Source organism: Ruegeria sp. BHSC043, from assembly GCF_059612985.1.
Genome location: NZ_JBXWRS010000023.1, coordinates 1 through 23,703, shown reverse-complemented (window position 1 = coordinate 23,703; position 23,703 = coordinate 1). Strand labels below are relative to the sequence as shown.

Sequence of the window (23,703 nt, the reverse complement as noted above, 5' to 3'; positions counted from 1 at the left end):
GGGACCAGGAGACTGTCATGCCGCGTGGCGCCGTCAACCAGCGTGCCGAGGAAATGGCTGCGATCGAAGCTGTCCTGCACGCGCGCCGTTCGGATCCGCGTGTGGCCGAGTGGCTGGAGAACGCCCATGCCGACACCGAGGTCGGCCAGGCGCAGCTGCGCGAAATCCGCCGCACTTACGAGCGCACGATCAAAGTGCCTGCTGATCTGGCCACGGCCATCGCCCGCGTGACCTCGGCCGCGCAGGGCAAGTGGGCACAGGCCCGCGCCGACGAGGACGTGCCCGCGTTTCTGCCGGTTCTCGAGGAGGTCGTGGCGCTGAAACGCGAAGAAGGCGCGGCTCTGGCCCAGGGCGGCGATGTCTATGACGCGCTGGTCGAGGACTATGAGCCGTACACGACAGCCGCCCAGATCGCCGACATCTTCGACGCCATGCGCCCGCGTCTGGTTGCGCTGCGCGCGGCTGTGCTGGACCGGCCGTCCCCTGCGGGCGTGACCGGAACGTTCGACGAAGCGGCCCAGATGAAGCTGACGCAAAAGCTGGCGGTCACTTTCGGGTACGACCTGAAACGGGGGCGGGTGGACAAGGCCGTACACCCGTTCTGTTCGGGCAGCGGCGACGACGTGCGCGTCACCACCCGTACCAGCGAAACCGACCCTTTCAACTGCTTCTACTCGACCATTCACGAGGTCGGGCACGCCTGCTATGAGCAGGGCATCGACCCGGCTTACGCTCTGACACCGCTCGGCCAGGGCGTGTCGATGGGCGTTCATGAAAGCCAGAGCCGCATGTATGAAAATCAGCTGGGCCGCTCGCGCGCCTTCACTGGCTGGTTGTTCCGGCAGATGACGGACACCTTCGGTGATTTCGGCATCACGGATGAAGATTCCTTTTATGCCGCCGTAAACCGGGTGCACAACGGATACATCCGCACCGAAGCGGACGAAGTTCAGTACAATTTGCACGTCATGCTGCGGTTCGATCTGGAACGCGCCTTGATGTCGGGCGATCTGCAGGTTCAGGACCTCGAAGCCGCGTGGAACGACCGCTTCCATGCTGATTTCGGCTATGCGGTCGACAAGCCGTCGAACGGGTGCCTGCAGGACGTGCATTGGTCGGTCGGGCTGTTCGGCTACTTCCCGACCTATTCGCTGGGCAATGTGTACGCAGGCTGTCTGTACCAAGCCCTGCGGGCGGCAGTTCCAGGTCTGGATGATCAACTGGCGCAGGGCGATACCACTGCTGCGACCGGCTGGCTGCGCGAGCATGTTCAGCAGCATGGCGGTCTGTACGCACCCCGCGAGGTGATCCGGCGGGCCAGCGGTCAGGAGCCGAGCCCCGAGCCACTGCTGGACTATCTCGAAGAGAAATTCGGCGAACTCTACGACTTGTAAGTTTCTTGATTCGGGGTGAACGGTTAAGCTGGTATTGGCGTTGCCATCGCGGAGGACCAGCCAATGACAGGAACTGCCCGAAAGAAAGCCAGTGATTTTGACCCTCGAATCCTAGAGATCTTCGACGGTTATGTTCACGGCAAGATGACAAAACGGGAATTCATCGCGAAAGCCGGTCGGTACACGGCCGCCGGGGTCACAGGAGCGATGATCCTGGAGCAGTTGCAGCCCAACTATGCCTGGGCGCAGCAGGTTGCGCCGGACGATCCCGATATCGAAACCGCAATTGTCGAATTCGAAAGCCCTGACGGACATGAGGGAACAGGCGGGCTCATGGTGCGCCCCTCCGCCGCGGAAGGTCCATTGCCAGCGGTGCTGGTCGTGCATGAAAACCGCGGACTCAATCCCTATATCGAAGATGTTGCGCGCCGCCTTGGGAAATCCGGGTTCCTAGCCTTCGCACCCGACGGGCTGAGGCCTTTGGGCGGTTATCCCGGTACGGATGAACAAGGGCGGGAGATGCAAAAGTCGATGGATGCGGGAAAGCTGATGTCGGATTTTTTTGCGGCGTTCGAATTTTTGCGGGATCACCCGGGATCAACCGGAAAGGTCGGGGCGGTTGGGTTCTGCTATGGCGGAGGCGTGTGCAACGCTTTGGCTGTTGCGTATCCCGATTTGGCGGCGTCGGTTCCCTTCTATGGTCGCCAACCACCGGCCGAGGATGTTCCGGCGATTCAAGCACCGCTAATGATCCACTACGCCGGTTTGGATGACAGGATCAACGCGGGCTGGCCCGCCTATTCCGAGGCCCTGAAAGCCAATCAGAAAAAGTTCAGCGTCCATTTCTATCCGAACGTGAACCACGGCTTCCACAACGACACGACGCCGCGCTACGACGACGCGGCTGCGACCCTCGCCTGGAAGCGGACGCTGGTGTTTTTTGAAAACTACCTTGGGTAACAAAAAACCCGGCTCCGATTGGAGCCGGGTCTTTGTTGTTCATTCTGCGGAGCCTTCGTCATCACCCTGATCGGCGATCCGGGCGACACTGACGACCTCTTCACCCTTGCCGGTGTTGAACACCTTGACCCCTCCGGCGCTGCGGGACCGGAACGAGATGCCGTCGACCGGGACCCGGATCGACTGCCCCTTGGAGGTGGCCAGCATGATCTGGTCGTCGATTTCGACCGGGAACGAGGCCACCAGCGGGCCGCCCCGCATCGCCTTGTCCATCGCCATCACGCCCATGCCGCCACGGCCGCGCACCGGATAGTCATGCGACGAGCTGAGCTTGCCCGATCCCTTGGCCGTGATGGTCAGGATCAGGTTCTCGGCCGCCGACATCTCGGCATAGCGTTCCTGCGGCAGGATGCTGTCAGCATTGCCGCCATCCTCGTCGGTCTCAGTATCGTCGGTCACGCCGGCCATCAGGCGACGCATCTTCAGATAGGCGGCGCGCTCGTCCGGGGTGGCCTCGAAATGGCGGATAACCGACATCGAAACCACGCGGTCGCCCGCGTTCAGCCGGATGCCGCGCACGCCGGTCGATTTTCGCCCCTTGAACACCCGCACGTCAGTGGTGGGGAAACGGATCGCCCGGCCGGAATTGGTGACCAGCATCACATCGTCCTCGTCCGAGCAGATGCGCGCGTTGACCAGTTCCACGCCTTCGGGCAGGTCCATCGCGATCTTGCCGTTGCGCTTGACGTTGGTGAAGTCGCTCAGCGCGTTGCGGCGCACATCGCCGGCGCTGGTGGCGAAGACGATCTGGAGGTTTTCCCATTCTTCATCCGGCACGTCGACCGGCATGATCGCCGCAATCGAAACGCCAGTGGGAATCGGCAGGATGTTGACGATCGCCTTACCCTTGCCGGTGCGCCCCGACTGGGGCAGGCGCCAGGTCTTGAGCTTGTAGACCATCCCGTCGGTGGTGAAGAACAACAGCTGGGTATGCGTGTTGGCCACGAAGAGGGTGGTGACCACGTCCTCTTCCTTCGTCTGCATGCCCGACAGCCCCTTGCCGCCGCGCTTTTGCGCGCGGAAATCGGCCAGCGGGGTGCGCTTGATATAGCCACCCGAAGTCACGGTCACGACCATGTCTTCGCGTTCGATCAGGTCTTCGTCCTCCATGTCGCCCGACCAGTCGACGATCTCGGTGCGGCGCGGAACGGCAAAGTTCTCTTTCACTTCGCGCAATTCGTCGGCGATGATGCCCATGATGCGTTCGCGCGAGGACAGGATATCCAGGTATTCCTTGATCTTGGCGGCCAGGTCTTCCAGCTCGTCCGTCACCTCTTTGACGCCGATCTGGGTCAGGCGTTGCAGGCGTAGATCAAGGATGGCGCGGGCCTGCACCTCGGTCAGGTTGTAGGTGCCATCGTCGTTCATCTTGGACAGCGGATCGTCGATCAGCCGCAGATAGCTCTCGATCTCGGCTGCGGGCCAGCGGCGGGTCATCAGCTTTTCGCGCGCCTCGGCCGCATCGGCCGAGGACCGGATCGTGGCAACGACCTCGTCCACGTTCGAGACCGCCACGGCCAGACCACACAGGATATGACTGCGTTCCCGCGCCTTGCGCAGGTCATAGGCGGTGCGGCGGGCAACGACATCTTCGCGGAAGTCGATGAAGCTGGTCAGGAAACGGCGCAAGGTCAGCTGCTCGGGGCGGCCGCCGTTCAGCGCCAGCATGTTGCAGCCGAACGAGGTCTGCATCGGCGTGAACCGGTACAGCTGATTCAGCACCACCTCGGGCGTTGCGTCGCGTTTCAGCTCGACCACCACCCGCACGCCGTTGCGGTCGGATTCGTCCTGAACATGGCTGACACCTTCGATGCGCTTTTCGCGCACGGCTTCGGCGATCTTCTCGATCATCGAGGCCTTGTTCACCTGATAGGGGATCTCGTCCACGATGATGGCATAGCGATCCTTGCGCAACTCCTCGACGCGGGTTTTGGCGCGGATGATGACGCTGCCGCGGCCTTCAAGATAGGCCTTGCGCGCGCCGGACCGGCCCAGCATCACGCCGCCGGTGGGGAAGTCGGGGCCGGGGATGTACTCGATCAGCTGTTCGCTGGTCAGGTCCGGGTCTTCGATCAGCGCCAGCGTCGCGTCGACCACTTCGCCAAGGTTGTGCGGCGGGATGTTCGTCGCCATCCCCACCGCGATACCGCCGGCGCCGTTGACCAGCATGTTCGGGAACCGCGCGGGCAGGACGGTGGGTTCCTTGTCCTTGCCGTCGTAGTTGTCCTGGAAATCGACCGTCTCTTTCTCGATATCCGCCAGCAGCGCAGCGGCGGGCTTGTCCATGCGGACCTCGGTGTAGCGCATTGCCGCCGGGTTGTCGCCGTCCATCGAGCCGAAGTTGCCTTGGCCGTCCAGCAGCGGCAGCGACATTGAGAAATCCTGCGCCATCCGCACCAACGCGTCATAGATCGCGCTGTCACCGTGGGGGTGGTACTTACCCATCACATCGCCCACTGGACGAGCCGACTTGCGATAGGGTTTGTCATGGGTGTTCCCGGTCTCGTGCATCGCGTAGAGGATGCGCCGATGCACCGGTTTCAAACCGTCGCGCAGATCGGGGATCGCACGGGACACGATGACCGACATCGCATAGTCCAGATAGGACGTACGCATCTCGGATTCGATGGATACCGTCGGGCCGTCGTAAACCGGACGCTCGTGCGGGGTTTCATCCATGTTTTCGGGGATTTCTGGCGTATCGCTCACGTAAACTGCCCGTTTTTTGTGCTGGGTCTATATCTTGTGGATGCATCTTATCAGACCCGGCACATAAGGTGCAAGCAAGCAGCGCAGATGCCGCGCGAATCTCGGGCTCGGATCTCTTAACATGTTGTTTTAATGAAATTTGAATGAGAATCATGCTAGGCTGAAGAGACCTTTTGAGAAATTGGAGGTCTGAATGAAGCAAACCGAAACCGAACTGATGCTGAAAGGGTACGGCCTGACGACGGCGGAATTCTTCTATCGCATGCCCGACTATATCCATGTCCTGAACACGTTCATCTGGCAGGACTACGACCTGGCGCCGGATCATCCCAAGCTGTTCAAGTTCATCGAATTCTGGCAGCGCGAGATCGAGGGGCCGCTACATTCGGTCCGCTTCACCCACCGCAAGATGATTGCCCCCGGCGAGTGGCAGAATGTCGTAGGTGAATACCGGCTGAACTAGGCGCGGTAGCTGCAAGAGCCTGTGCCTTGGCGCTCTTGGGGGCTGGCCCCTGATCCAACGGGGCTGACCGGGACTTGCCTGACGTTTCGACGGCTTGTAGCGGTATTGATTGTTTTCCTTGGCCTGCTCGGAAAAGGCGATTTCAATTCTGGCGGAACCTGCAATTTCAGCGTTTTTTGGCTTCACGCGCCTCTGCAACACTGCGATTCCGACAGAAGTTTGATTGAACACGGATTTTCATCCGGACGTTTCGGAACGGTCTGGAAAATGATTGCGCTAACATTGGACATGTGCGTGTGGGCGGGTTAAGGACGCTTCATGGTTTCACGCGTCATACCTGTCGATCCGTTCGATCTGGTCATCTTCGGCGGCACCGGCGACCTTGCACAGCGCAAGATCCTGCCGGCCTTGTTCCGCCGCTACTGTGCCGGGCAATGGCATGAAAGCGTCCGCATTATCGCGGCGGCGCGGTCGGATTATGATTCCGACGCTTTTCGTGCGATCGTCGCGCGGTCACTGGCCGAATTCGTGCCAGAACACGCAGGGCAGGTCGACCTGCGCAGCGGGTTCCTGCAACGCCTGGACTATGTGCAACTGGACGCCGGGGCCGATTCCGGCTGGGACGTTCTGGCGCGCAAGCTGACCGACGATCGGATTCGGGCTTTTTATTTCTCGGTCGGGCCCAGCCTGTTCGGACCGCTGGCCGAGCGGATCCGGCAGCATGGGCTGGCCACCCCGCAGACGCGCATTGTGGTGGAAAAGCCGTTCGGTCACGATCTGGACAGCGCACGCACGCTGAACGCCACGCTGGCTGCCTATTTCAACGAGAATCAGATCTATCGGATCGACCATTACCTGGGAAAGGAGACGGTCCAGAACCTGATGGCCGTCCGGTTCGGAAACATGCTGTTTGAACCGCTGTGGAACAGCCAGTATGTCGACCACATCCAGATCACCGTCGCCGAAACCGTGGGCGTGGACGGGCGCGAGGAGTACTATGAGCGTGCCGGCGCCATGCGCGACATGGTGCAGAACCACCTGATGCAGCTTCTGTGCCTGATCGCGATGGAGCCGCCCGCCAAGTTCGATTCGGACGCTGTCCGGGACGAAAAGCTCAAGGTGATCCGCGCGCTGGACCCGGTGCAGCCGCATCACATCGTTCGCGGGCAGTATATCGGTGGCCCCGACGGGCCGGGCTATCGTGAGGCGGTGGGCAATCCGCGTTCGACGACCGAAAGCTATGTGGCGCTGCGGGCGCATGTCAGCAATTGGCGGTGGGCGGGCACACCGTTCTATTTGCGCACCGGCAAGCGGCTGGTGGCGCGGTCCTCGGTGATCAACGTGATCTTCAAGGACGCCCCGCACTCAATCTTCGGGGCTGCGGCCGGGCGGCATGCCAACACGCTGTCGATCCGCCTGCAACCGAACGAAGGCATCACGCTGAAGGTCACGATCAAAGAGCCGGGACAGGGTGGCATGCGCCTGATCGACGTCCCATTGGACATGAGCTTTGCCGAGGCACTGGGGCCTGAGAACCATCAGGCCCCCGACGCCTATGAGCGCCTGGTGATGGACGTGATCCGCGGCAACCAGACCCTGTTCATGCGCGGCGACGAGGTCGAGGCCGCCTGGGCTTGGACCGACCCGATCATCGCCGGATGGCAGGCGCGCGGCGACGTTCCCAAACCTTATGACAGCGGCAGCACCGGCCCCGGCGACGCCGAGCTGCTGATGAAACGCGACGGTCGCCAATGGCAGGGGATCAAGCCATGAACATTCAGGAATACGCTGACCGCGACATGCTGGCCATCGACGTGGCCAATGCGTTGGCCGGAGAGCTAGAGGCCGCACTGCTGCACAATGACGTCGTGGCCTTTGCCGTGCCCGGCGGTACCACGCCCGGGCCGATCTTCGACAACCTGTGTGCGGCCGACCTGGACTGGGACCGCGTGCGGGTTCTGCCCACCGACGAACGCTGCGTTCCGGCCGACAGCGACCGGTCGAACGAACGGCTGATCCGCGAGCGTCTGTTGACCAACCGCGCCGCTGCGGCCGAGTTCGTGCCGCTGTTCATTCCCGGCAAGGCACCCGAAGACATCCTGCCCGAGATCGAGGCGCTGATTGTCCCGGTTCTGCCGCTGTCGGTTCTGGTGCTGGGCATGGGCGACGACATGCACACGGCCTCGCTGTTCCCGGGGATGGCCGGGCTGGACGCGGCGTTGGACGGGGATGCGCCCCCGCTGGCGGTCGCCCGGCCGCAATCGCAGCCCGAGGCGCGCATCACGCTGACTGCGCCTGTGCTGAACGGGGCGTTGTCCAAGCATCTTGTAATTTTCGGATCGAAAAAGCGCGACGCGTTGGAGCGGGCCATGTCTCTGCCGCCCGAAGAAGCTCCGATTGCGGCGGTGCTGGACGGCATTACGGTACATTGGGCGGAGTAGGACATGCAGCTCGACAAACTCAGAACCCTTGCCGCGCAGGCGGAAGACACCCGAATCCTCGATCTGTTCGCGCAGGATCCCGACCGGGCGCAGAGATTCTCGGCCTCGACCGGCGATTTGCTGTTCGACTATTCGAAAACCCTGATCGACGCGGATATCCGCGCGGCGCTGATCGACCTGTGCGATCAGGCCGGTCTTGCCGAACGGCGCGACGCGATGTTCCGGGGCGACAAGATCAACGAAACCGAGGGCCGCGCGGTGCTGCATACGGCGCTGCGCAATCTGGATGGCGGCCCGGTCGAGGTTGATGGCCAGGACGTCATGCCCGAAGTTCTGGACACCCTGCAGCGCATGCGTGTGTTCGCCGAAGAGGTCCGGGGCGGAACGGCCCAGGGGGCAGGGGGGAGCTTTACCGACGTGGTGAATATCGGCATCGGTGGCTCGGACCTTGGGCCGGTGATGGCGACGCTGGCGCTGGCGCCCTATCACGATGGGCCGCGCCTGCACTACGTCTCGAACGTGGATGGCGCGCACATCGCCGACACGCTGCGAGAACTGGACCCGACGCGGACGCTGGTGATCGTGGCGTCCAAGACCTTTACAACGATCGAAACCATGACCAACGCGCGGACGGCGCGGGCCTGGATGCTGGACGGCGGGGGCGACCCGGCGAAGCAGTTTGCGGCCGTGTCCAGCGCCGTGGACAAGACAGCGGATTTCGGCATCCCGTCGGACCGAGTGTTCGGCTTTGCTGATTGGGTCGGCGGGCGCTATTCGGTCTGGGGGCCGGTTGGGCTGCCGGTGATGATCGCGGTGGGCTCGAACGCCTTTGACGCGTTCCTGCGCGGCGGACAGGCGATGGACGTGCATTTCCGCGCCGCGGACTGGGTCGAGAACATGCCGGTGATGCTGGCGCTGGTGGGCATCTGGCACCGTCAGGTGCTGGGCCATGTCAGCCGCGCGGTGTTGCCCTATGACCAACGGCTGCTGCGGTTGCCGGCCTATCTCCAGCAGCTCGAGATGGAATCGAATGGCAAATTGGTTGCCATGGACGGCTCGGCGCTGAGCGTGCCTTCGGGACCGGTGGTCTGGGGTGAGCCTGGCACAAACGGGCAGCACGCGTTTTATCAGTTGATCCACCAGGGCACCGACGTGATCCCTTGCGAATTCATGGTGGCCGCCGAAGGGCACGAGCCCGAGCTGGCCCATCATCACCGTCTGCTGCTGGCCAATTGCCTGGCCCAGTCCGAGGCGTTGATGCGCGGCCGGTCGCTGGAGGAAGCGCGGGCGCGCATGGCCGAGAAGGGACTGCAGGGTGACGAGTTGGAGCGTCAGGCCCGGCATCGCGTGTTTCCGGGCAACCGGCCCTCGACCACGCTGATCTATCCGCAGCTGACGCCCTTCGTTCTGGGCCAGATCATTGCGCTCTATGAGCACCGGGTGTTCGTCGAAGGCGTGCTGTTGGGCATCAACTCGTTCGACCAGTGGGGGGTAGAGCTGGGCAAGGAACTGGCCACCTCGCTGGGGCCGATCGTCGATGGCGATGCGGGCACCGAGGGCAAGGACGGCTCGACCGCCGCACTTGTGGCCTATGCGCTGCGGCACCGGGGCTGAAGCCCAGCAAATCCGACGACCTGCCGCAGCGGCAGGTCGCATTTCCTTATTGTCAGACAATTGAATGATTGGCAGGATCGGCCCCGAGGAGAAGCCCCGGGGCCGGCCACGCCGCCGTGCCGCCGGGCCGCAACAGACGCCGCATCAAGCCGGCGCGATGAATGGGAGGATGTCCATGCTGGGACAGATGATGACGCAGCCGCTGTTGATTTCGTCACTGATCGATCATGCTGCGCGCTATCATGGTCAGACCGAGATCGTGTCGGTCGAAACCGATGGAACCGTCACCCGGACGAACTGGGGTGAGATCGCTGCCAATGCCCGGCGCATGGGGTCGGCGCTGACCAAGCTGGGCCTGCAGTCGCAGGATCGGATCGGCACCCTGGCCTGGAACAACCGCCGGCATCTTGAGATCTACTATGCGGCCTCGGGCGCAGGATTCGTCTGCCACACGATCAACCCGCGCCTGTTCCCCGAACAGCTGGTTTACATCATCAACCACGCGCAAGACAGGGTGCTGTTCTTCGACGCCACCTTTCTCCCGCTGGTTGCCGCGATCCGCGATCAACTGACCGAGGTGAAGCATTTTGTCCTGATGGGGCCGCGCAACGAGGACGCGCTGCAGCAGATCCCCGGCCTGGAGTTCTATGACGAGTTAATCGAGACCGGCGACGCCGATTTCGAATGGCCCGTCTTCGATGAAAACACAGCCTCGAGCCTGTGCTACACCTCGGGCACGACCGGCCACCCCAAGGGCGTTCTGTATTCGCACCGTTCGACCGTTCTGCACAGCTTTGCGTCGAACACCCGCGACGTGATTGGGTATTCGGCAATGGATGTGGTGATGCCGGTGGTGCCGATGTTCCATGTCAACGCCTGGGGCTCACCCTATGGCTGCGCCATGTCCGGTTCGCAGATGGTGCTGCCCGGGCCGGACCTGCATGGCGAGGCGCTGGTGAACCTGATCGACACCTATGGCGTGACGCTGGCGATGGGGGTTCCCACGATCTGGCAGGGCCTGCTGGCGCATGCCGCCAAATGCGGCACAAAGCTGGAAAGCCTCGAACGTACGGTAATCGGCGGCGCGGCTTGCCCGCCCTCGATGATCGAAACCTTCCGGGAAAAATACGGCGTCGACACCGTGCACGCCTGGGGGATGAGCGAGATGAGCCCGCTGGGCACCGCCAACATTCCGCTGGCCAAGCATCGCAAGCTGCCGATTGAGGAACAGCACAAACTGCGCGAGAATCAGGGTCGTCCGCCCTTTGGAGTCGAGCTGAAGATCGTCGATGACGATGGCAACGACCTGCCGCATGACGGGGTCACGCAGGGCGACCTGATGGTGCGCGGACATTGGGTGCTGGACAGCTATTTCCAGCTGCAGGACCAAGAGCTTCTGCAGGATGGCTGGTTCGCTACGGGCGATGTGGCGACGCTGGACCCGGATGGCTACATGACCATCCGCGACCGATCCAAGGACATTATCAAGTCGGGCGGTGAATGGATCAGCTCGGTCGAGCTGGAAAACATCGCCGTAGCGCACCCGAAACTGGCCACCGCGGCGGTGATTGGCGTGCCGCATCCCAAATGGGACGAACGCCCGCTGCTGGTGGCCGTCAAGGCTGAGGGCGAGGACCCGTCCGAGGCCGAGCTGCTGGAGTTTTTCGACGGCAAGATCGCCAAGTGGCAGGTGCCGGACAAAGTGGTCTTCGTCGATGCGCTGCCACTGAATGCGACTGGCAAGGTTTTGAAACGCAAACTGCGGGACGAGTTCAAGGACGCCCTGAAGGGGTGACTTGTGCGGGTCTTTGAGAAATGGCTCCGGCGGTAGGGATCGAACCTACGACCAATTGATTAACAGTCAACTGCTCTACCGCTGAGCTACGCCGGAACGGTGCGCGCCGTATAGCAACCCGGTCCGGCGGCGTCCAGAGGTCGAAGCAAGTTTTTTTTGATCGATTTTCAGGTTGCGCGAGCGCCGACAAAAGCGCGCCACGACGCGGATTTTAGAAGCGTTTTCGGGGAGATTTTGGCTCCGGCGGTAGGGATCGAACCTACGACCAATTGATTAACAGTCAACTGCTCTACCGCTGAGCTACGCCGGAACTGAGGCGGATATAGCAACCCGAATTTTCGAGGTCCAGAGGGGAAAAGCCGTCGATGCGAATTTTTTCGACGTCAGGCGACCCGGGCGAATTCAGCCTGAATGCCAAGCGCGCTGTTCGGGGCAACGCGCCGTTTCCCGGTCAGGTCGACCAGATGGGCGAAAACGTTGCGCTCGGCCGCGGGCAGCAGGGCAGGGGGCGTGTCGGAATAAATTCGTCGCGCCAGCTCCCGCGCTGTTCCCGGTGCCTGTGACAGGGCGTCAAGTATCTGTGCCTCGCGCGATTGCCGGTGCCCGATCAGCCAATCCAGCCGGCCTGCGGGATCGGTGATCGGCGCACCGTGACCGGCATGGAACACCGACCAGGTCCGGGCTCGTAACTTGTGGCAGGAGGCCATGAAGTCGGTCAGGTCTCCGTCGGGTGGAGACACCAGCGAACTGGCCCATCCCATCACATGATCGGCGGTGAAGCAGACATCACCCCATCCCAGGGCGACGTGATTGCCCAGATGGCCCGGCGTGTGGATCACCTCCAGCGACCAGCCGTCCCCTTCGACCCGGTCTTGGTCGGCCAGTTCGATGTCGGGGCGGAACGTGGCGTCGATGCCTTCGCCGCCGCCGGCCATCCCCTGCGCGGCCAGTCGGGCCATGACCGCGCTGCGCCCGGCCTCGGGGCCTCCGAAGGCCAGAATGGGCGCGCCGGTCCGCTTGGCCAGAGGCGCGGCAAGCGGGGAGTGGTCCAGATGGCTGTGCGTCACGATGATGTGGCTGATGCGCTGAACCGGGGACAAAGCGGCCAGAATGGCCAGAAGATGGGACTCGTCGAGTGGGCCGGGGTCGATCACGGCGACGTCGCGGGTGCCGAGAAGGTAGGTGTTCGTGCCGCGATGGGTCATGGGCGACGGATTCGGGGCCACGATGCGCCTTAAGCCTGGTTGCAGCTGGACGGGAAGTCCGGGCTGCGGGTCGAATTCGTGGTCCGTCATCCGTCGTCGCCTCTTTCGCATGTCTGAACGTCCCGCTAGGTTTAGCGCATGAACGCACGCTGGCTCAAACCCTATATGCCGCGCAGCCTGTACGCGCGCGCGGCGCTGATTCTGGTGGTGCCGGTGGTGGTCGTCCTGCTGGTCGTGTCCATCGCCTTCGTACGCGAGCATCTCAAGGACGTGACGCAACAGATGACCCATGCCGCGTCGCGCGAGGTGCAACTGGTCCTCGACACGATGGCGGGCTCGGAAACACAGAACGAAGGCCTGGCCAAGGTACGTCCGCTTCTGAAGGGGCTGGCTATGCAGGCCCGGTTTCTGGGGCCAAGCGAGTCTCCGACGATCGAGGCGCGCCGCTGGTATGATTTTATCGCGCCGCAGGTCGAATCGGATCTGCGCGTTGAACTGCCTGAGCTATCGGCGGTTTCATTGCCGAACAGCCAGACCGCCACCCTATATCTGCAGACCGATCTGGGATTGCTCGAATTGCGCTTCGACCGGCGGCGTCTTTCGACTGTGGCGCCGCATCAGTTGATCGTGACGATGGTGTTCTTCGCGGTGCTGATGACGTCGGTGTCGTTTCTGTACATGCGCAACCAGCTGCGGCCGATTACCCGGCTGGCCGAGGCGGCGCAGGCCTTCGGGCGGGGTCGTGTCGTGCCGTTCTCGCCGGGCGGCGCGGTCGAAGTGCGCGCCGCGGGCAATGCGTTTTTGGACATGCGCGCTCGCATCGAACGGCAGATCGAACAGCGGACCTTGATCCTGTCCGGAGTCAGCCATGACCTGCGCACGCCTCTGACGCGGCTCAGGCTGGGCCTGTCGCTGCTACCCGAGGAAGACGCCGCGCCTCTTTTGCAGGACGTGGCCGAGATGCAGTCGTTAGTGGATGCGTTCCTTCAGTTCTCGCAGGGTGTGTCCGAGGGCGACCCCGTCGATGTCGATCCGGCCGCGCTGGTGCGGCAGATCGTCGACGATGCCCAGAGGGCCGGCCAGAATGCCGCCCTTGGGACCATCGAGGGCGAAGGTGCGGTCAAGCTGCGCCCGGTTGCCATCCGGCGCGCGGTCGAGAACCTGATCGGCAACGCCGTCCGCTATGGGACGCGGGCCGTGGTCAGCGTCGCCCTGACCGGTAAGTCGCTGCGGATCCGGGTCGAAGATGACGGGCCGGGCATTCCGCCGGACCAGCGCACCGAGGCGGTGCGCCCGTTCAGCCGTCTTGATCCGGCGCGCAACCAGAATCGGGGCAGCGGCGTCGGGCTCGGGCTGGCGATCGTGGCCGATGTGGCCCGCGCCCATGGCGGCGTGCTGCGCCTGGGCAAAAGCGAAAGCCTGGGCGGATTGTGTGCCGATATCATCATCGGACGATGAACAGGGAAATGGTAGGCCCGGAGGGACTCGAACCCCCAACCAAAGCGTTATGAGCGCTCTGCTCTAACCAATTGAGCTACAGGCCCGCCCGACCGCTTGGGTATCACGCAGAACGGCCGCGTCAAGCCTGACCGTTGCAACGCGGCGCACAATCGACTAACCCGCGCTGAAAGCATTCATGAGGGAACGGCCATGACAGCGGGCGAGAACGGCATCACCTATGCAGACGCGGGCGTGGATATCGATGCGGGCAACGCGCTGGTCGACCGGATCAAGCCCGCCGCCAAGCGGACGAACCGCCCCGGCGTCATGAGCGGCCTTGGCGGGTTTGGCGCGTTGTTCGATCTGAAAGGGGCGGGGTATTCCGACCCGATCCTGGTGGGCGCAACCGACGGCGTGGGTACCAAGCTACGGATCGCGATCGACACGGGCGTGGTCGACGGCGTGGGCATCGACCTGGTGGCCATGTGCGTGAACGATCTGATTTGCCAAGGCGCCGAACCGCTGTTCTTCCTGGACTATTTCGCCACGGGCAAGCTGGACACCAGCACCGCCGCGCGAATCATCGAGGGTATCGCCGAGGGGTGTGTCCGCTCGGGCTGTGCCTTGATCGGGGGTGAGACCGCCGAGATGCCGGGGATGTACCCCGATGGCGATTTCGACCTGGCCGGGTTTGCCGTCGGCGCGATGGAGCGCGGCAGCGATCTGCCCGCCGGTGTGCAGGCCGGGGATGTTCTGCTGGGGCTAGCCTCGGACGGGGTGCATTCCAACGGCTATTCGCTGGTACGCAAGCTGGTCGAGATCTCGGGGCTGGGATGGGATGCGGATTCGCCGTTCTGTGACGGGCCTTTGGGAGAAGCGCTGCTGACGCCCACGCGGCTTTACGTCAAACCCGCCCTCGCCGCGATCCGGGCGAGTGGTGTACATGCGCTGGCGCACATCACTGGCGGTGGGTTGACCGAGAACCTGCCGCGCGTGCTGCCCGACGATCTGGGGGCTCAGATCGACCTGAACGCTTGGGATCTGCCGCCGGTGTTCCGCTGGATGGCGGAAACCGGAGGCATCGCCGAGGCGGAGATGCTCAAGACCTTCAACTGCGGGATCGGCATGATCGTCGTCTGTGCCGCCGACCGCGCCGATGACCTGGCCGCCCTGCTGTCGGATGCCGGCGAGACCGTCGCGCGCATCGGATCGGTCACCGAAGGGGCGGGCGTTTCCTACGCAGGCAAGCTGCTGTGAGCCACAAGCGCGTCGCCATCCTGATTTCCGGGGGCGGGTCGAACATGGTGTCGCTGGTCGACAGCATGACCGGCGACCACCCGGCGCGCCCCTGTCTGGTTCTGTCGAACAATGCAGATGCGGGCGGACTGGCCAAGGCGGCGGATCGCGGGATCGCCACCGCCGTGGTCGATCACCGGCCGTTCGGCGGCAACCGTGCCGCGTTTGAGGCCGAGCTATGCAAGCCGTTGCTCGAGGCCAAGCCCGACATCATCTGCCTAGCCGGGTTCATGCGCGTGCTAACGGGCGATTTCGTGTCCCGGTTTCAGGAGCGGATGTTGAATATTCACCCTTCGCTGCTGCCTAAATACAAGGGGCTCAACACCCACGCCCGGGCTATCGCCGCCGGAGATGCCGAACATGGCTGCACCGTGCACGAGGTCACAGCGGCGTTGGATGACGGCCCGATCCTGGGTCAGGCTCGGGTCAAGATCGCGCCGGATGACACGCCCGAGACCTTGGCGCGGAAGGTTCTGGCGTGGGAACACAAACTGTACCCGGCGGTTTTGGAGCGATTTGCCCGTGGCGACAAGGCACCGGTCATGTTGCCTTGATATCCCGCCGGAGATTTACATGCGGCGCGCAATCGGCTTATGGTCTGCCGAAGCGCTCGTGGCGGTGAAAGACCAACGGGCATTGACCACAGAAAGAGCAAGAACAGCGCGCGCATGAAGACCCTGAAGACCACGCAAGACCTGGCCGACTTCTGCACGGCTGCGGCCAAGTTTCCCTATGTGACCGTCGATACCGAGTTTCTGCGCGAACGGACCTATTACTCGAAACTCTGCCTCGTGCAGCTCGCTGTGCCGTCGGACGACGATGACAGTGCGGTTCTGGTCGATCCTCTGTCCGAGGGTATCTCGCTCGACCCGCTGTATGACCTTTTCCGGGACGAAAATGTCGTCAAGGTGTTCCACGCCGCGCGGCAGGATCTTGAGATCTTCTGGGTCGAAGCCGGGGTCTTTCCCAAGCCGCTGTTCGATACCCAAGTCGCCGCAATGGTCTGCGGCTTTGGCGAGCAAGTGGGCTATGAAACGCTGGTGCGCAAGATCTGTAAGCAGGGTCTGGACAAGACCTCGCGCTTTACCGACTGGTCGCGCCGTCCGCTGAGCGAAGCGCAAAAGACCTATGCGCTGGCCGATGTGACCCATTTGCGCCAGATCTACGAACACCTCGCCGCCGAACTTGACAAGACCGGCCGCAGCCGCTGGGTTGCGGAAGAACTGCAGGTTCTGACCAATCCCGACACCTATGACATCCGACCCGAAGAGGCCTGGCGACGGGTCAAGACCCGCACCAATTCTGGCAAGTTTCTGGCCGTGGTGCGTGAATTGGCCAAGTTCCGAGAAACCTATGCGCAAGAGAACAACATTCCCAGAAACCGGGTGTTTAAGGATGACGCGCTGATCGAACTGGCCTCGACCAAGCCCCGCACCCATGCGGATCTGGGCGGGTCGCGCCTGTTGCTGCGCGAGGCCCGCAAGGGTGCGATCGCAGATGGTATCCTCGAAGCGGTCAAACGCGGCGTCAACTGCCCGCCCGAGGACATGCCCAAGGTTGACAACAGCCGTGACAAGCTGAAGGTCAACCCGGCCCTGGCCGATCTGCTGCGGGTGCTGCTCAAATCCAAGACCGAAAGCGCCGGCGTGGCCGCAAAGCTGATCGCCAACAGCTCGGAGCTGGACCAGATCGCGGCGGGTCAGCGCGACGTGCCGGCCATGTCGGGCTGGCGCTACGAGGTGTTCGGCGAGGACGCTCTGAAACTGTGCGAGGGAAAGATCGCACTGGCCGCCAAGGGGCAGAACGTCAAGGTCGTGCCACTGTAGGGCGGCTCAGCGCCGCCGCGATTCCAGCGCATTCTGTTGGCCCCTGACGCGGATCAGGCGGATGCCGTCCAGGTCATCCTGGCTGATGTCGATCGCGTCGGTTACTTCGCGCGTCCGCTCGGGTCCCTGCGGAGTGGCATAGGGCGGATAGTTCACGCGGAATTCGAGTTCAAGCACGCCGTTCTTGCGGTTTTCCTCCGACTCAACCGGACGCAGTTGGGCGTCATAGGCGCCCTGACGAAAGGCCGTACCGCTGGCCAGAACGATCGCGCCCGAGGGCTTGCGGTCGATCCGCAACTCGTCGATCGTGGTGACCAGAACGCTGATGTCCTCGGCTTCGGGCCGGGCGAAGAATCCTCGTCCGGAACCCTGATCGGGGACCAAAGCGTTGGCGTCATCTGCGGGCGTTTCGACCGGGGCGGCGGGAGTGCTGCGGCCGAACCAATTCGACGGATTCACCCGCGAATCCCGCCAACCACTGCAAGCCGAAAGGGTCAAGGACGCGATCATGAGAACGGACAGAGTTTTTTGCATGGACCCAACGCTTTGCACAAAGTTACCCGATACCGATTAGCCTAATTCCAGTGGTTTGAAAAGGCGCGCTTGGGGTGGACAGGCCCGGTTTGGCGGCTTAGGTCAGGCCTGAGATGGAAACCAGAGGATCTGTGCCCATGGCAACCCCCACGTTCGAAGACATCGTAGAGGATTTCGAATTCCTGGAGGACTGGGAAGATCGCTATCGCTATGTGATTGAGCAGGGCAAGGCCATGCCGCCCCTGGACGACGCGCTGAAGGTTCCGGCCACCAAGGTGGACGGCTGCGCCAGCCAGGTCTGGCTGCACCCGGTTGTCGAAAACGGAGTTTTCCGGTTCGACGGAGACAGCGACGCCCTGATCGTGCGCGGACTGATTGCGGTGTTGCGGGCGTTGTACAACGGCCTGCCGGTCTCCGAGGTGCCCAGGGTGGATGCGGCAGCCGAACTGGCGCGGCTGGGGCTGAACGAGCATCTGTCTTCGCAGCGGTCCAACGGGTTGCGGGCGATGGTGCAGCGCATTCGAAGCGTCGCCAGCGAACACGCCTGATCCGGGGCGTCACTTGCTGGGCGCGCGGCTGGCCCAGTCCGACAGAGTTCGCTCCAGATCGCCATACCCGGTGAAGCGGCGTTCGAAAGCCAAGCCCATACGGTCGGCGCATTCCTTGGCTCGCTTTGTCAACTCAGGGTCGTCGGTCTGTGCCTGATAGACCAGCTTGGTGTAGTTCCCGAAATACATGTCGCGTAGCTGCGGATGACGGTCGAGCCCTAGAGGTTTCCAGACGAAGGCATCGAACTGACGCGCCAGGAAATCGGTCAGATAGAAGGCCGTGGTTTCTTCGTCGCCATGTTGGGCAAACCGGTCGTTGCCCTCGAAAAACGAATAGCAGTGTGGTCCCTTGACCATCTCGACGCCCAGCCGTTCGCAGGCCTGCTCCAAGAGGCCACCGGTGCCGCAGTCGGCATAGACCACGAAGATGCGGTCGAAGTCGTTGCGGTGCCTAGCCACTGCGTCCTCGACCGCCTGGGTGATCCGTTCAGGGTGAACATGCAGGATCGCCGGCAGGCAGGTCAGGGCCAGATGGTCCCATCCGTTGCGCCGTTTCAGATCGAGGATTTCGCGCGCCAACGCGCCGCAAGCGATCAGAAGAACGTTCTGCCGCGCGCCCGCGTCCGTATATCCGCGGATCGTCAGGCTTTCGTCATCCGGAAGATCGTTGCAGTGCATGTGCGGGTTTCCTTTGGTGCCATACCCAGCAGATACCGTCCGGGCCGGCGATGCAAGCTCGGTTCCGACATGGTCGGTCAGGCGACCGACCCCTGGGTCTCGTACGCGCGCAGGGCAGGGCGCGCCGTTGGGCCAAAGGCCTGCAGCCCGCGGTGCGCAAGCTCGGGGAAGAGGCTCAGAACTTCTGTGCGGGAGGCCTCGTCCAAACTGGTCCACCCCAGGGCGCCGGGGTGGAAGCTTTCGCTGATGCATCCCTCGGACCAGACAAGTTCGTGGCGGTCGAACAGCAAATGCAGATAGGTGACATTGCCGCCGGGGCGCAGCACGATCGAGTGGCCGTTCACCAGATGTTTTGCGGGGTCCAGTGCTTCGGGGTGACCGGTGTTCAACTCGACCCGCCAGTTGCGCACCAACATGCGATGCTGCTGCGAGACCAAAAGGTCACGATCGTTGCCGATTGCCCCACGCCGAAACAGGACCGGAGCGAAAGCGCCCCGCGCGGGTACCGTGCAACGCCCGATCCAGCGCAGCGGCTGCAGGCCGTGATCGACCGTGGCCACCATGTCGCCGGGTTTCAGAGTTTCGACAGGGCGATCACCGCTTTCGGTACGGATTCGGGTGCCCTGCGTGAAACAGGTGACCAAGTCCCAGGTTTGACGATCCGCAGTCAGGCCGCGAAAGTCGCGCCCCGCCAGACTGTCCAGACGGATGGACTGGATCGGCCCAGCCGACAGGGCCGTCTGATCGGGGTTTGGAGCGAACTCGGGCATAAGATAGGTGTTGCCGTCGATATCCTGCGCGACGACTGCGGTGATATTGGCCGTCGTCCCATCGATATAAGTGATCGTCGCGTTGTAGATCGACGTGCCATCGAAAATCTGGGGCGGGCCGCCGTCGATCGAGAACTGATCGCCGTTGGCGTTGTTCATCTCGTACACTTGGCCGGGATTGCCTGCGGGGTTCCAGGTGACGGCGTTGTTGAGAAGAGCATTGCCCGGTCCGCCGAATTGAGACCCAACAAGGGCTTGTGCGTTTTCGGCGCGGTTGTTTCCTTCGAAGGTGTCGATGTCGGCTAGATTGCCGAGATAGATGGCCGTGAACGTCGTTGGCACAGGAACCTCGTATGCTCGTTAACGGTGCTCTACTAGCCAAAGATTACCGGAAGGTTAAGCCGGAAATCAAAACACTCAACCTGTTGTCAAGAAATAAAAAAACCGCCCCCAGAGAGGCGGTTTGTTGATCGGGTCGGGCGTTGCGTTCAGCCGGCCAGCTGATTGTGCTTGCGCGACACGAATTCCTTGGCCGTTTCAACTGCCACCGCGGCGTCGCGACAATAGGCATCGGCACCGATTGCCTTGCCGAATTCTTCGTTCAGGGGGGCGCCGCCCACCAGCACGATATAGTCGTCGCGCTTGCCCTGTTCGACCAGCGTGTCGATGACGACCTTCATATAGGGCATGGTCGTGGTCAGCAGGGCCGACATGCCCAGAATGTCCGGCTGTTCGGTCTCCAGTGCTTCCAGATAGTTCTCGACGGGGTTGTTGATGCCGATGTCCACCACCTCGAACCCGGCGCCTTCCATCATCATGGATACGAGGTTCTTGCCGATGTCGTGGATGTCGCCTTTGACGGTTCCAATCACCATCTTGCCGACCCGCGGCGCGCCGGTTTCGGCCAGCAGAGGCTTGAGAATCGCCATGCCGCCCTTCATCGCGTTGGCGGCCAGCAGAACCTCGGGTACGAACAGGATGCCGTCGCGGAAGTCATGCCCCACGATGGTCATGCCGCCGACCAGAGCCTTGGTCAGAATGTCGTAAGGGGCCCAGCCGCGTTCCAGCAGAATGTTGACGCCTTCCTCGATCTCTTCCTTCAGGCCGTCATACAGGTCATCAAACATCTGTTCGACGAGTTCGTCGTCATTCAGTTCCGACAGGACGATGTCTTCTTCATCGGACATGGGGCAAATCCCTGAGCTGTTGGGGCCATGGGCCCGTGGTGGCTGTTTTTTCCGTTTTGGCCAAAACGTCGCAGTCGGACTGTGACGATTGCGACCTCGGCGGTTCCGGGACCGACCTATAGGCGAAAATCTTGCGTCCAACGAACGAAAATTTCACATGATCATTCTGTAGAAATTTCACGTGGATTCCATCCTCAGAGTTTAACCGAGGTATGCAAGAACGCGGTTCGGCTTGCGCCGAGATCGTCCCGTCGTTATCACTGTGCAGTGAGAACAATAGGTGAACAAACATGCGTGTTCAGCAGGAAAAACGTGCGCGGGGCGCCCGGTCCAACCAAGCCGGCCGGTACGAGCAGTTCGCGTATGAAGACTTCGATGATGGCTGGGATATCCCCGAGGTTCTGCCGCCCTTACGCACGGATGTCCGGTACGAAACCGCGCGGTCACTCATTACCCACAACAGGTCGCCGGACCTGCCGTTCGACCGGTCGATCAACCCGTATCGGGGGTGTGAACATGGGTGTGTCTATTGTTTTGCCCGGCCGACCCACGCCTATTTGGGCCTGTCGCCGGGGCTGGATTTCGAAACCCGCCTGATCGCCCGGCCGAACGCGCCCGAGATCCTGCGGGCCGAGCTTTCGGCGCGCCGCTACAAAGTGGCGCCGATCGCGTTGGGAACCAACACAGACCCGTACCAGCCGATCGAAAAGACGCATGAGATAACAAGACGTTGCCTCGCGGTATTGCATGACTTCAACCACCCGGTGGCCATCGTGACAAAGGGAACGATGATCGAACGGGACCTGGACTTGCTTGCCCCCATGGCGGCCAAGGGGCTGGTGCGGGTCGGCATTTCGCTGACCACGCTGGATGGCAGCCTGTCGCGGCGGATGGAGCCGCGCGCGCCGTCGCCGCAACGGCGGTTGCAGACTATTCGGGCGCTGACCGAGGCCGGGATCCCGGTGCGGGTGATGACCTCGCCCGTCATTCCCGGCCTGACCGACCACGAGCTTGAGGCCCTGCTGGAGGCAGGCCGAGATGCGGGGGCGGATGCGGCCAGCTGGATCATGCTGCGCCTGCCGCGCGAGGTTTCAGACCTGTGGCGGGAATGGCTGGCGGATCACGAACCGGGCCGCGCCGAAAAGGTGATGGCGCGGCTGCGCGAGATGCATGGCGGCAAGGACTATGACCCGCGCTGGGGGCATCGGATGCGGGGCGAGGGCGTCTTTGCCGAGCTGATCGCCAATCGGTTCAACGCAGCCGTGGCCCGGTTGGGACTAGCAGTGCGAACGCCCGATCTGCGTTGCGACCTGTTCGCGCGGCCGCCGCTGCCCGGCGACCAGCTGTCATTGTTCCAATAGAAAAAGACCCCGCTCTGTGGCGGGGTCGGGTTCTTCAGCGGTTTTCGATGTCGACATAGTCGCGCATGGTCTCGCCCAGGTACAGCTGGCGCGGACGGCCGATCTTATTCTGCGGATCGGCGATCATCTCTTTCCACTGGCTGACCCAGCCGACGGTCCGCGACAGGGCAAAGATCGGGGTGAACATCGAGGTCGGGAAGCCCATCGCCTCGAGGATGATGCCCGAGTAGAAATCGACGTTCGGGAACAGCTTCTTCTCGGCGAAATACGGATCTTCCAGCGCCTGCTTCTCAAGCGCCTTGGCGACCTGCAGTTTTGGGTTGTTCTCAATGCCCAGCAGGTCCAGAACCTCGTCGGCCGATTGCTTCATTACCTTGGCCCGCGGGTCGAAGTTCTTGTACACGCGGTGGCCAAAGCCCATCAGGCGGAACGGGTCATTCTTGTCCTTGGCGCGGGCGATGTATTCGGGGATACGGTCTACGCTGCCGATCTCTTCCAGCATCTCCAGGCAGGCCTGGTTGGCGCCGCCATGGGCCGGGCCCCACAGACAGGCGATGCCGGCAGCGATGCAGGCGAACGGGTTAGCGCCCGAGGACGACGCCAGACGCACGGTCGAGGTCGAGGCGTTCTGCTCGTGATCTGCGTGCAGGGTAAAGATGCGGTCCATGGCGCGGCTGAGGATCGGGTTGACCTCGTAATCCTCGGCCGGAACAGCAAAGCACATGCGCAGGAAGTTCGACGCATAGTCCAGATCGTTGCGCGGATAAACGAAGGGCTGGCCGATGTGGTACTTGTAGGCCCAGGCCGCGATGGTGGGCATCTTGGCGATCAAGCGGTGCGACGCGATCTCGCGCTGGCGCGGATCCGAGATGTCGGTCGAGTCATGATAGAAGGCCGACATCGCGCCCACGACACCCACCATGATCGCCATCGGGTGCGCGTCGCGGCGGAACCCGCGATAGAAATACTGCATCTGCTCGTGCAGCATCGTGTGGTGGGTGATGGTCGTTTCGAACTGTTCCAGTTCGTCGGCCTTGGGCAGATATCCATACAGCAGCAGGAAGCACACCTCGAGGAAGTGCGATTTCTCGGCCAGTTGGTCGATCGGATAGCCGCGGTGCAACAGTTCACCCTTTTCACCGTCGATATAGGTGATGGTGCTGTCGCAGCTGGCGGTCGAGGTAAAGCCGGGGTCATAGGTGAACACGCCCGCCTGGCTGTACAGCTTGCGAATGTCGATGACGTCCGGCCCGGCGGTCGGCGAGAGCACCGGCAGTTCGTAAGTGTCGCCGTGGACGGTCAGCGTGGCGGTTTTGTTGCTCTCTGTCATGGTATCCCTTCCTCAATCATGCGTATGGCGGAGCCCGCACTGATGGTGCGCACAACCCTTGCGTCGTTGGTCCTAGCCGAGCAGCGTTACCC

The 23,703-nt window shown here is 62.6% G+C and carries 20 protein-coding genes and 3 tRNA genes; 13 read left to right on the top strand and 10 right to left on the bottom strand.

The features are described from left to right. Positions 1 to 1,394, top strand: a 1,394-nt coding sequence (locus AC2FMM_RS17630) for a carboxypeptidase M32 (RefSeq protein WP_496797281.1), incomplete at its 5' end; no start/stop codon positions are given. Positions 1,395 to 1,457: 63 nt separating this feature from the next. Further along, complete coding sequence (gene yghX, locus AC2FMM_RS17625; RefSeq protein ID WP_496797280.1) at positions 1,458 to 2,354, top strand: YghX family hydrolase; 897 nt, start codon at positions 1,458 to 1,460, stop codon at positions 2,352 to 2,354. 39 nt (positions 2,355 to 2,393) lie between these two features. Here yghX and gyrA read toward each other — a convergent pair whose 3' ends face one another. Continuing rightward, positions 2,394 to 5,093: a DNA gyrase subunit A gene (gyrA, locus tag AC2FMM_RS17620; protein ID WP_496797282.1), complete on the bottom strand. Its 2,700-nt coding sequence runs from the start codon at positions 5,091 to 5,093 to the stop codon at positions 2,394 to 2,396. 223 nt (positions 5,094 to 5,316) lie between these two features. Between gyrA and AC2FMM_RS17615 the strand changes: the two genes are divergently transcribed. The 5 genes from AC2FMM_RS17615 to AC2FMM_RS17595 all read left to right on the top strand — a co-directional run bounded on the left by AC2FMM_RS17615 (position 5,317) and on the right by AC2FMM_RS17595 (position 11,436). Next, a complete protein-coding gene (locus AC2FMM_RS17615) occupies positions 5,317 to 5,586 on the top strand; it encodes an usg protein (protein WP_149774447.1) in 270 nt (89 codons plus the stop codon). Positions 5,587 to 5,904: 318 nt separating this feature from the next. Next, positions 5,905 to 7,359 carry a glucose-6-phosphate dehydrogenase gene (gene zwf / locus AC2FMM_RS17610; RefSeq protein WP_496797279.1) on the top strand — a complete coding sequence of 485 codons (1,455 nt, stop codon included), beginning with the start codon at positions 5,905 to 5,907 and terminating at the stop codon, positions 7,357 to 7,359. Further along, complete coding sequence (gene pgl, locus AC2FMM_RS17605; protein WP_496711400.1) at positions 7,356 to 8,027, top strand: 6-phosphogluconolactonase; 672 nt, start codon at positions 7,356 to 7,358, stop codon at positions 8,025 to 8,027. The genes zwf and pgl overlap by 4 nt, the downstream gene beginning before the upstream one ends. Before the next feature lie 3 nt (positions 8,028 to 8,030). Beyond that, on the top strand, positions 8,031 to 9,641 hold the full coding sequence (pgi, locus tag AC2FMM_RS17600) for a glucose-6-phosphate isomerase (RefSeq protein WP_496797278.1): 1,611 nt from the start codon (positions 8,031 to 8,033) through the stop codon (positions 9,639 to 9,641). A 175-nt stretch (positions 9,642 to 9,816) separates the two neighbouring features. Beyond that, positions 9,817 to 11,436 carry a long-chain-fatty-acid--CoA ligase gene (locus AC2FMM_RS17595; RefSeq protein ID WP_496797277.1) on the top strand — a complete coding sequence of 540 codons (1,620 nt, stop codon included), beginning with the start codon at positions 9,817 to 9,819 and terminating at the stop codon, positions 11,434 to 11,436. A 21-nt stretch (positions 11,437 to 11,457) separates the two neighbouring features. Here the strand turns inward: AC2FMM_RS17595 and AC2FMM_RS17590 are convergent. From AC2FMM_RS17590 to AC2FMM_RS17580, 3 genes are all read right to left on the bottom strand, one after another. After that, positions 11,458 to 11,532: transfer RNA gene (locus AC2FMM_RS17590), tRNA-Asn, on the bottom strand. A gap of 139 nt (positions 11,533 to 11,671) precedes the next feature. Then, positions 11,672 to 11,746 (bottom strand) — tRNA-Asn (locus AC2FMM_RS17585). Between the two features lie 73 nt (positions 11,747 to 11,819). Beyond that, positions 11,820 to 12,731, bottom strand: a complete 912-nt coding sequence (locus AC2FMM_RS17580; RefSeq protein WP_496797276.1) for an MBL fold metallo-hydrolase — start codon at positions 12,729 to 12,731, stop codon at positions 11,820 to 11,822. Positions 12,732 to 12,779: 48 nt separating this feature from the next. On the opposite strand from AC2FMM_RS17580, the gene AC2FMM_RS17575 reads away from it, so the two are divergent. Continuing rightward, the gene (locus tag AC2FMM_RS17575; RefSeq protein WP_496740585.1) at positions 12,780 to 14,099 is read left to right on the top strand and encodes an ATP-binding protein; all 1,320 of its coding nucleotides are present in this window, start codon (positions 12,780 to 12,782) and stop codon (positions 14,097 to 14,099) included. Between the two features lie 9 nt (positions 14,100 to 14,108). On the opposite strand, the gene AC2FMM_RS17570 is transcribed toward AC2FMM_RS17575, so the two are convergent. Beyond that, positions 14,109 to 14,185: transfer RNA gene (locus tag AC2FMM_RS17570), tRNA-Ile, on the bottom strand. Positions 14,186 to 14,291: 106 nt separating this feature from the next. Between AC2FMM_RS17570 and purM the strand changes: the two genes are divergently transcribed. The 3 genes from purM (at position 14,292) to rnd (ending at position 17,203) form a co-directional block, all read left to right on the top strand. Beyond that, positions 14,292 to 15,338 (top strand): phosphoribosylformylglycinamidine cyclo-ligase, encoded by a 1,047-nt coding sequence (purM, locus tag AC2FMM_RS17565; protein WP_496797275.1) that lies wholly within the window; start codon positions 14,292 to 14,294, stop codon positions 15,336 to 15,338. After that, on the top strand, positions 15,335 to 15,931 hold the full coding sequence (gene purN, locus AC2FMM_RS17560) for a phosphoribosylglycinamide formyltransferase (RefSeq protein ID WP_496797274.1): 597 nt from the start codon (positions 15,335 to 15,337) through the stop codon (positions 15,929 to 15,931). Before purM ends, purN begins: the two co-directional genes overlap by 4 nt. 114 nt (positions 15,932 to 16,045) lie before the next feature. Beyond that, complete coding sequence (gene rnd / locus AC2FMM_RS17555; protein ID WP_496797273.1) at positions 16,046 to 17,203, top strand: ribonuclease D; 1,158 nt, start codon at positions 16,046 to 16,048, stop codon at positions 17,201 to 17,203. A 6-nt stretch (positions 17,204 to 17,209) separates the two neighbouring features. Here rnd and AC2FMM_RS17550 read toward each other — a convergent pair whose 3' ends face one another. Next, on the bottom strand, positions 17,210 to 17,662 hold the full coding sequence (locus AC2FMM_RS17550; RefSeq protein ID WP_496678171.1) for a hypothetical protein: 453 nt from the start codon (positions 17,660 to 17,662) through the stop codon (positions 17,210 to 17,212). Between the two features lie 212 nt (positions 17,663 to 17,874). Here AC2FMM_RS17550 and AC2FMM_RS17545 point away from each other — a divergent pair, with 212 nt between their 5' ends. After that, positions 17,875 to 18,285 (top strand): SufE family protein, encoded by a 411-nt coding sequence (locus AC2FMM_RS17545; protein ID WP_496797272.1) that lies wholly within the window; start codon positions 17,875 to 17,877, stop codon positions 18,283 to 18,285. Between the two features lie 9 nt (positions 18,286 to 18,294). On the opposite strand, the gene AC2FMM_RS17540 is transcribed toward AC2FMM_RS17545, so the two are convergent. From AC2FMM_RS17540 to AC2FMM_RS17530, 3 genes are all read right to left on the bottom strand, one after another. Continuing rightward, positions 18,295 to 18,963 (bottom strand): DUF1638 domain-containing protein, encoded by a 669-nt coding sequence (locus AC2FMM_RS17540; RefSeq protein ID WP_496797271.1) that lies wholly within the window; start codon positions 18,961 to 18,963, stop codon positions 18,295 to 18,297. A gap of 77 nt (positions 18,964 to 19,040) precedes the next feature. Next, positions 19,041 to 20,075: a Hint domain-containing protein gene (locus tag AC2FMM_RS17535; protein WP_496797270.1), complete on the bottom strand. Its 1,035-nt coding sequence runs from the start codon at positions 20,073 to 20,075 to the stop codon at positions 19,041 to 19,043. 146 nt (positions 20,076 to 20,221) lie between these two features. Continuing rightward, a complete protein-coding gene (locus AC2FMM_RS17530; protein ID WP_149774433.1) occupies positions 20,222 to 20,920 on the bottom strand; it encodes a corrinoid protein in 699 nt (232 codons plus the stop codon). Positions 20,921 to 21,210: 290 nt separating this feature from the next. On the opposite strand from AC2FMM_RS17530, the gene AC2FMM_RS17525 reads away from it, so the two are divergent. Further along, on the top strand, positions 21,211 to 22,281 hold the full coding sequence (locus tag AC2FMM_RS17525; RefSeq protein WP_496711392.1) for a PA0069 family radical SAM protein: 1,071 nt from the start codon (positions 21,211 to 21,213) through the stop codon (positions 22,279 to 22,281). 34 nt (positions 22,282 to 22,315) lie between these two features. Here the strand turns inward: AC2FMM_RS17525 and gltA are convergent, their stop codons facing one another. Continuing rightward, a complete protein-coding gene (gene gltA / locus AC2FMM_RS17520; protein WP_496689079.1) occupies positions 22,316 to 23,611 on the bottom strand; it encodes a citrate synthase in 1,296 nt (431 codons plus the stop codon). Positions 23,612 to 23,703: the final 92 nt, after the last annotated feature.

Excerpts from the sequence above, each read along its gene's own strand:
- yghX (WP_496797280.1), top strand. The coding sequence starts at position 1,458 with ATGACAGGAACTGCCCGAAAGAAAGCCAGTGATTTTGACCCTCGAATC.
- gyrA (WP_496797282.1), bottom strand. The coding sequence starts at position 5,093 with ATGGATGAAACCCCGCACGAGCGTCCGGTTTACGACGGCCCGACGGTA.
- AC2FMM_RS17615 (WP_149774447.1), top strand. The coding sequence starts at position 5,317 with ATGAAGCAAACCGAAACCGAACTGATGCTGAAAGGGTACGGCCTGACG.
- zwf (WP_496797279.1), top strand. The coding sequence starts at position 5,905 with ATGGTTTCACGCGTCATACCTGTCGATCCGTTCGATCTGGTCATCTTC.
- pgl (WP_496711400.1), top strand. The coding sequence starts at position 7,356 with ATGAACATTCAGGAATACGCTGACCGCGACATGCTGGCCATCGACGTG.
- pgi (WP_496797278.1), top strand. The coding sequence starts at position 8,031 with ATGCAGCTCGACAAACTCAGAACCCTTGCCGCGCAGGCGGAAGACACC.
- AC2FMM_RS17595 (WP_496797277.1), top strand. The coding sequence starts at position 9,817 with ATGCTGGGACAGATGATGACGCAGCCGCTGTTGATTTCGTCACTGATC.
- AC2FMM_RS17580 (WP_496797276.1), bottom strand. The coding sequence starts at position 12,731 with ATGACGGACCACGAATTCGACCCGCAGCCCGGACTTCCCGTCCAGCTG.
- AC2FMM_RS17575 (WP_496740585.1), top strand. The coding sequence starts at position 12,780 with ATGAACGCACGCTGGCTCAAACCCTATATGCCGCGCAGCCTGTACGCG.
- purM (WP_496797275.1), top strand. The coding sequence starts at position 14,292 with ATGACAGCGGGCGAGAACGGCATCACCTATGCAGACGCGGGCGTGGAT.
- rnd (WP_496797273.1), top strand. The coding sequence starts at position 16,046 with ATGAAGACCCTGAAGACCACGCAAGACCTGGCCGACTTCTGCACGGCT.
- AC2FMM_RS17545 (WP_496797272.1), top strand. The coding sequence starts at position 17,875 with ATGGCAACCCCCACGTTCGAAGACATCGTAGAGGATTTCGAATTCCTG.
- AC2FMM_RS17540 (WP_496797271.1), bottom strand. The coding sequence starts at position 18,963 with ATGCACTGCAACGATCTTCCGGATGACGAAAGCCTGACGATCCGCGGA.
- AC2FMM_RS17530 (WP_149774433.1), bottom strand. The coding sequence starts at position 20,920 with ATGTCCGATGAAGAAGACATCGTCCTGTCGGAACTGAATGACGACGAA.
- AC2FMM_RS17525 (WP_496711392.1), top strand. The coding sequence starts at position 21,211 with ATGCGTGTTCAGCAGGAAAAACGTGCGCGGGGCGCCCGGTCCAACCAA.
- gltA (WP_496689079.1), bottom strand. The coding sequence starts at position 23,611 with ATGACAGAGAGCAACAAAACCGCCACGCTGACCGTCCACGGCGACACT.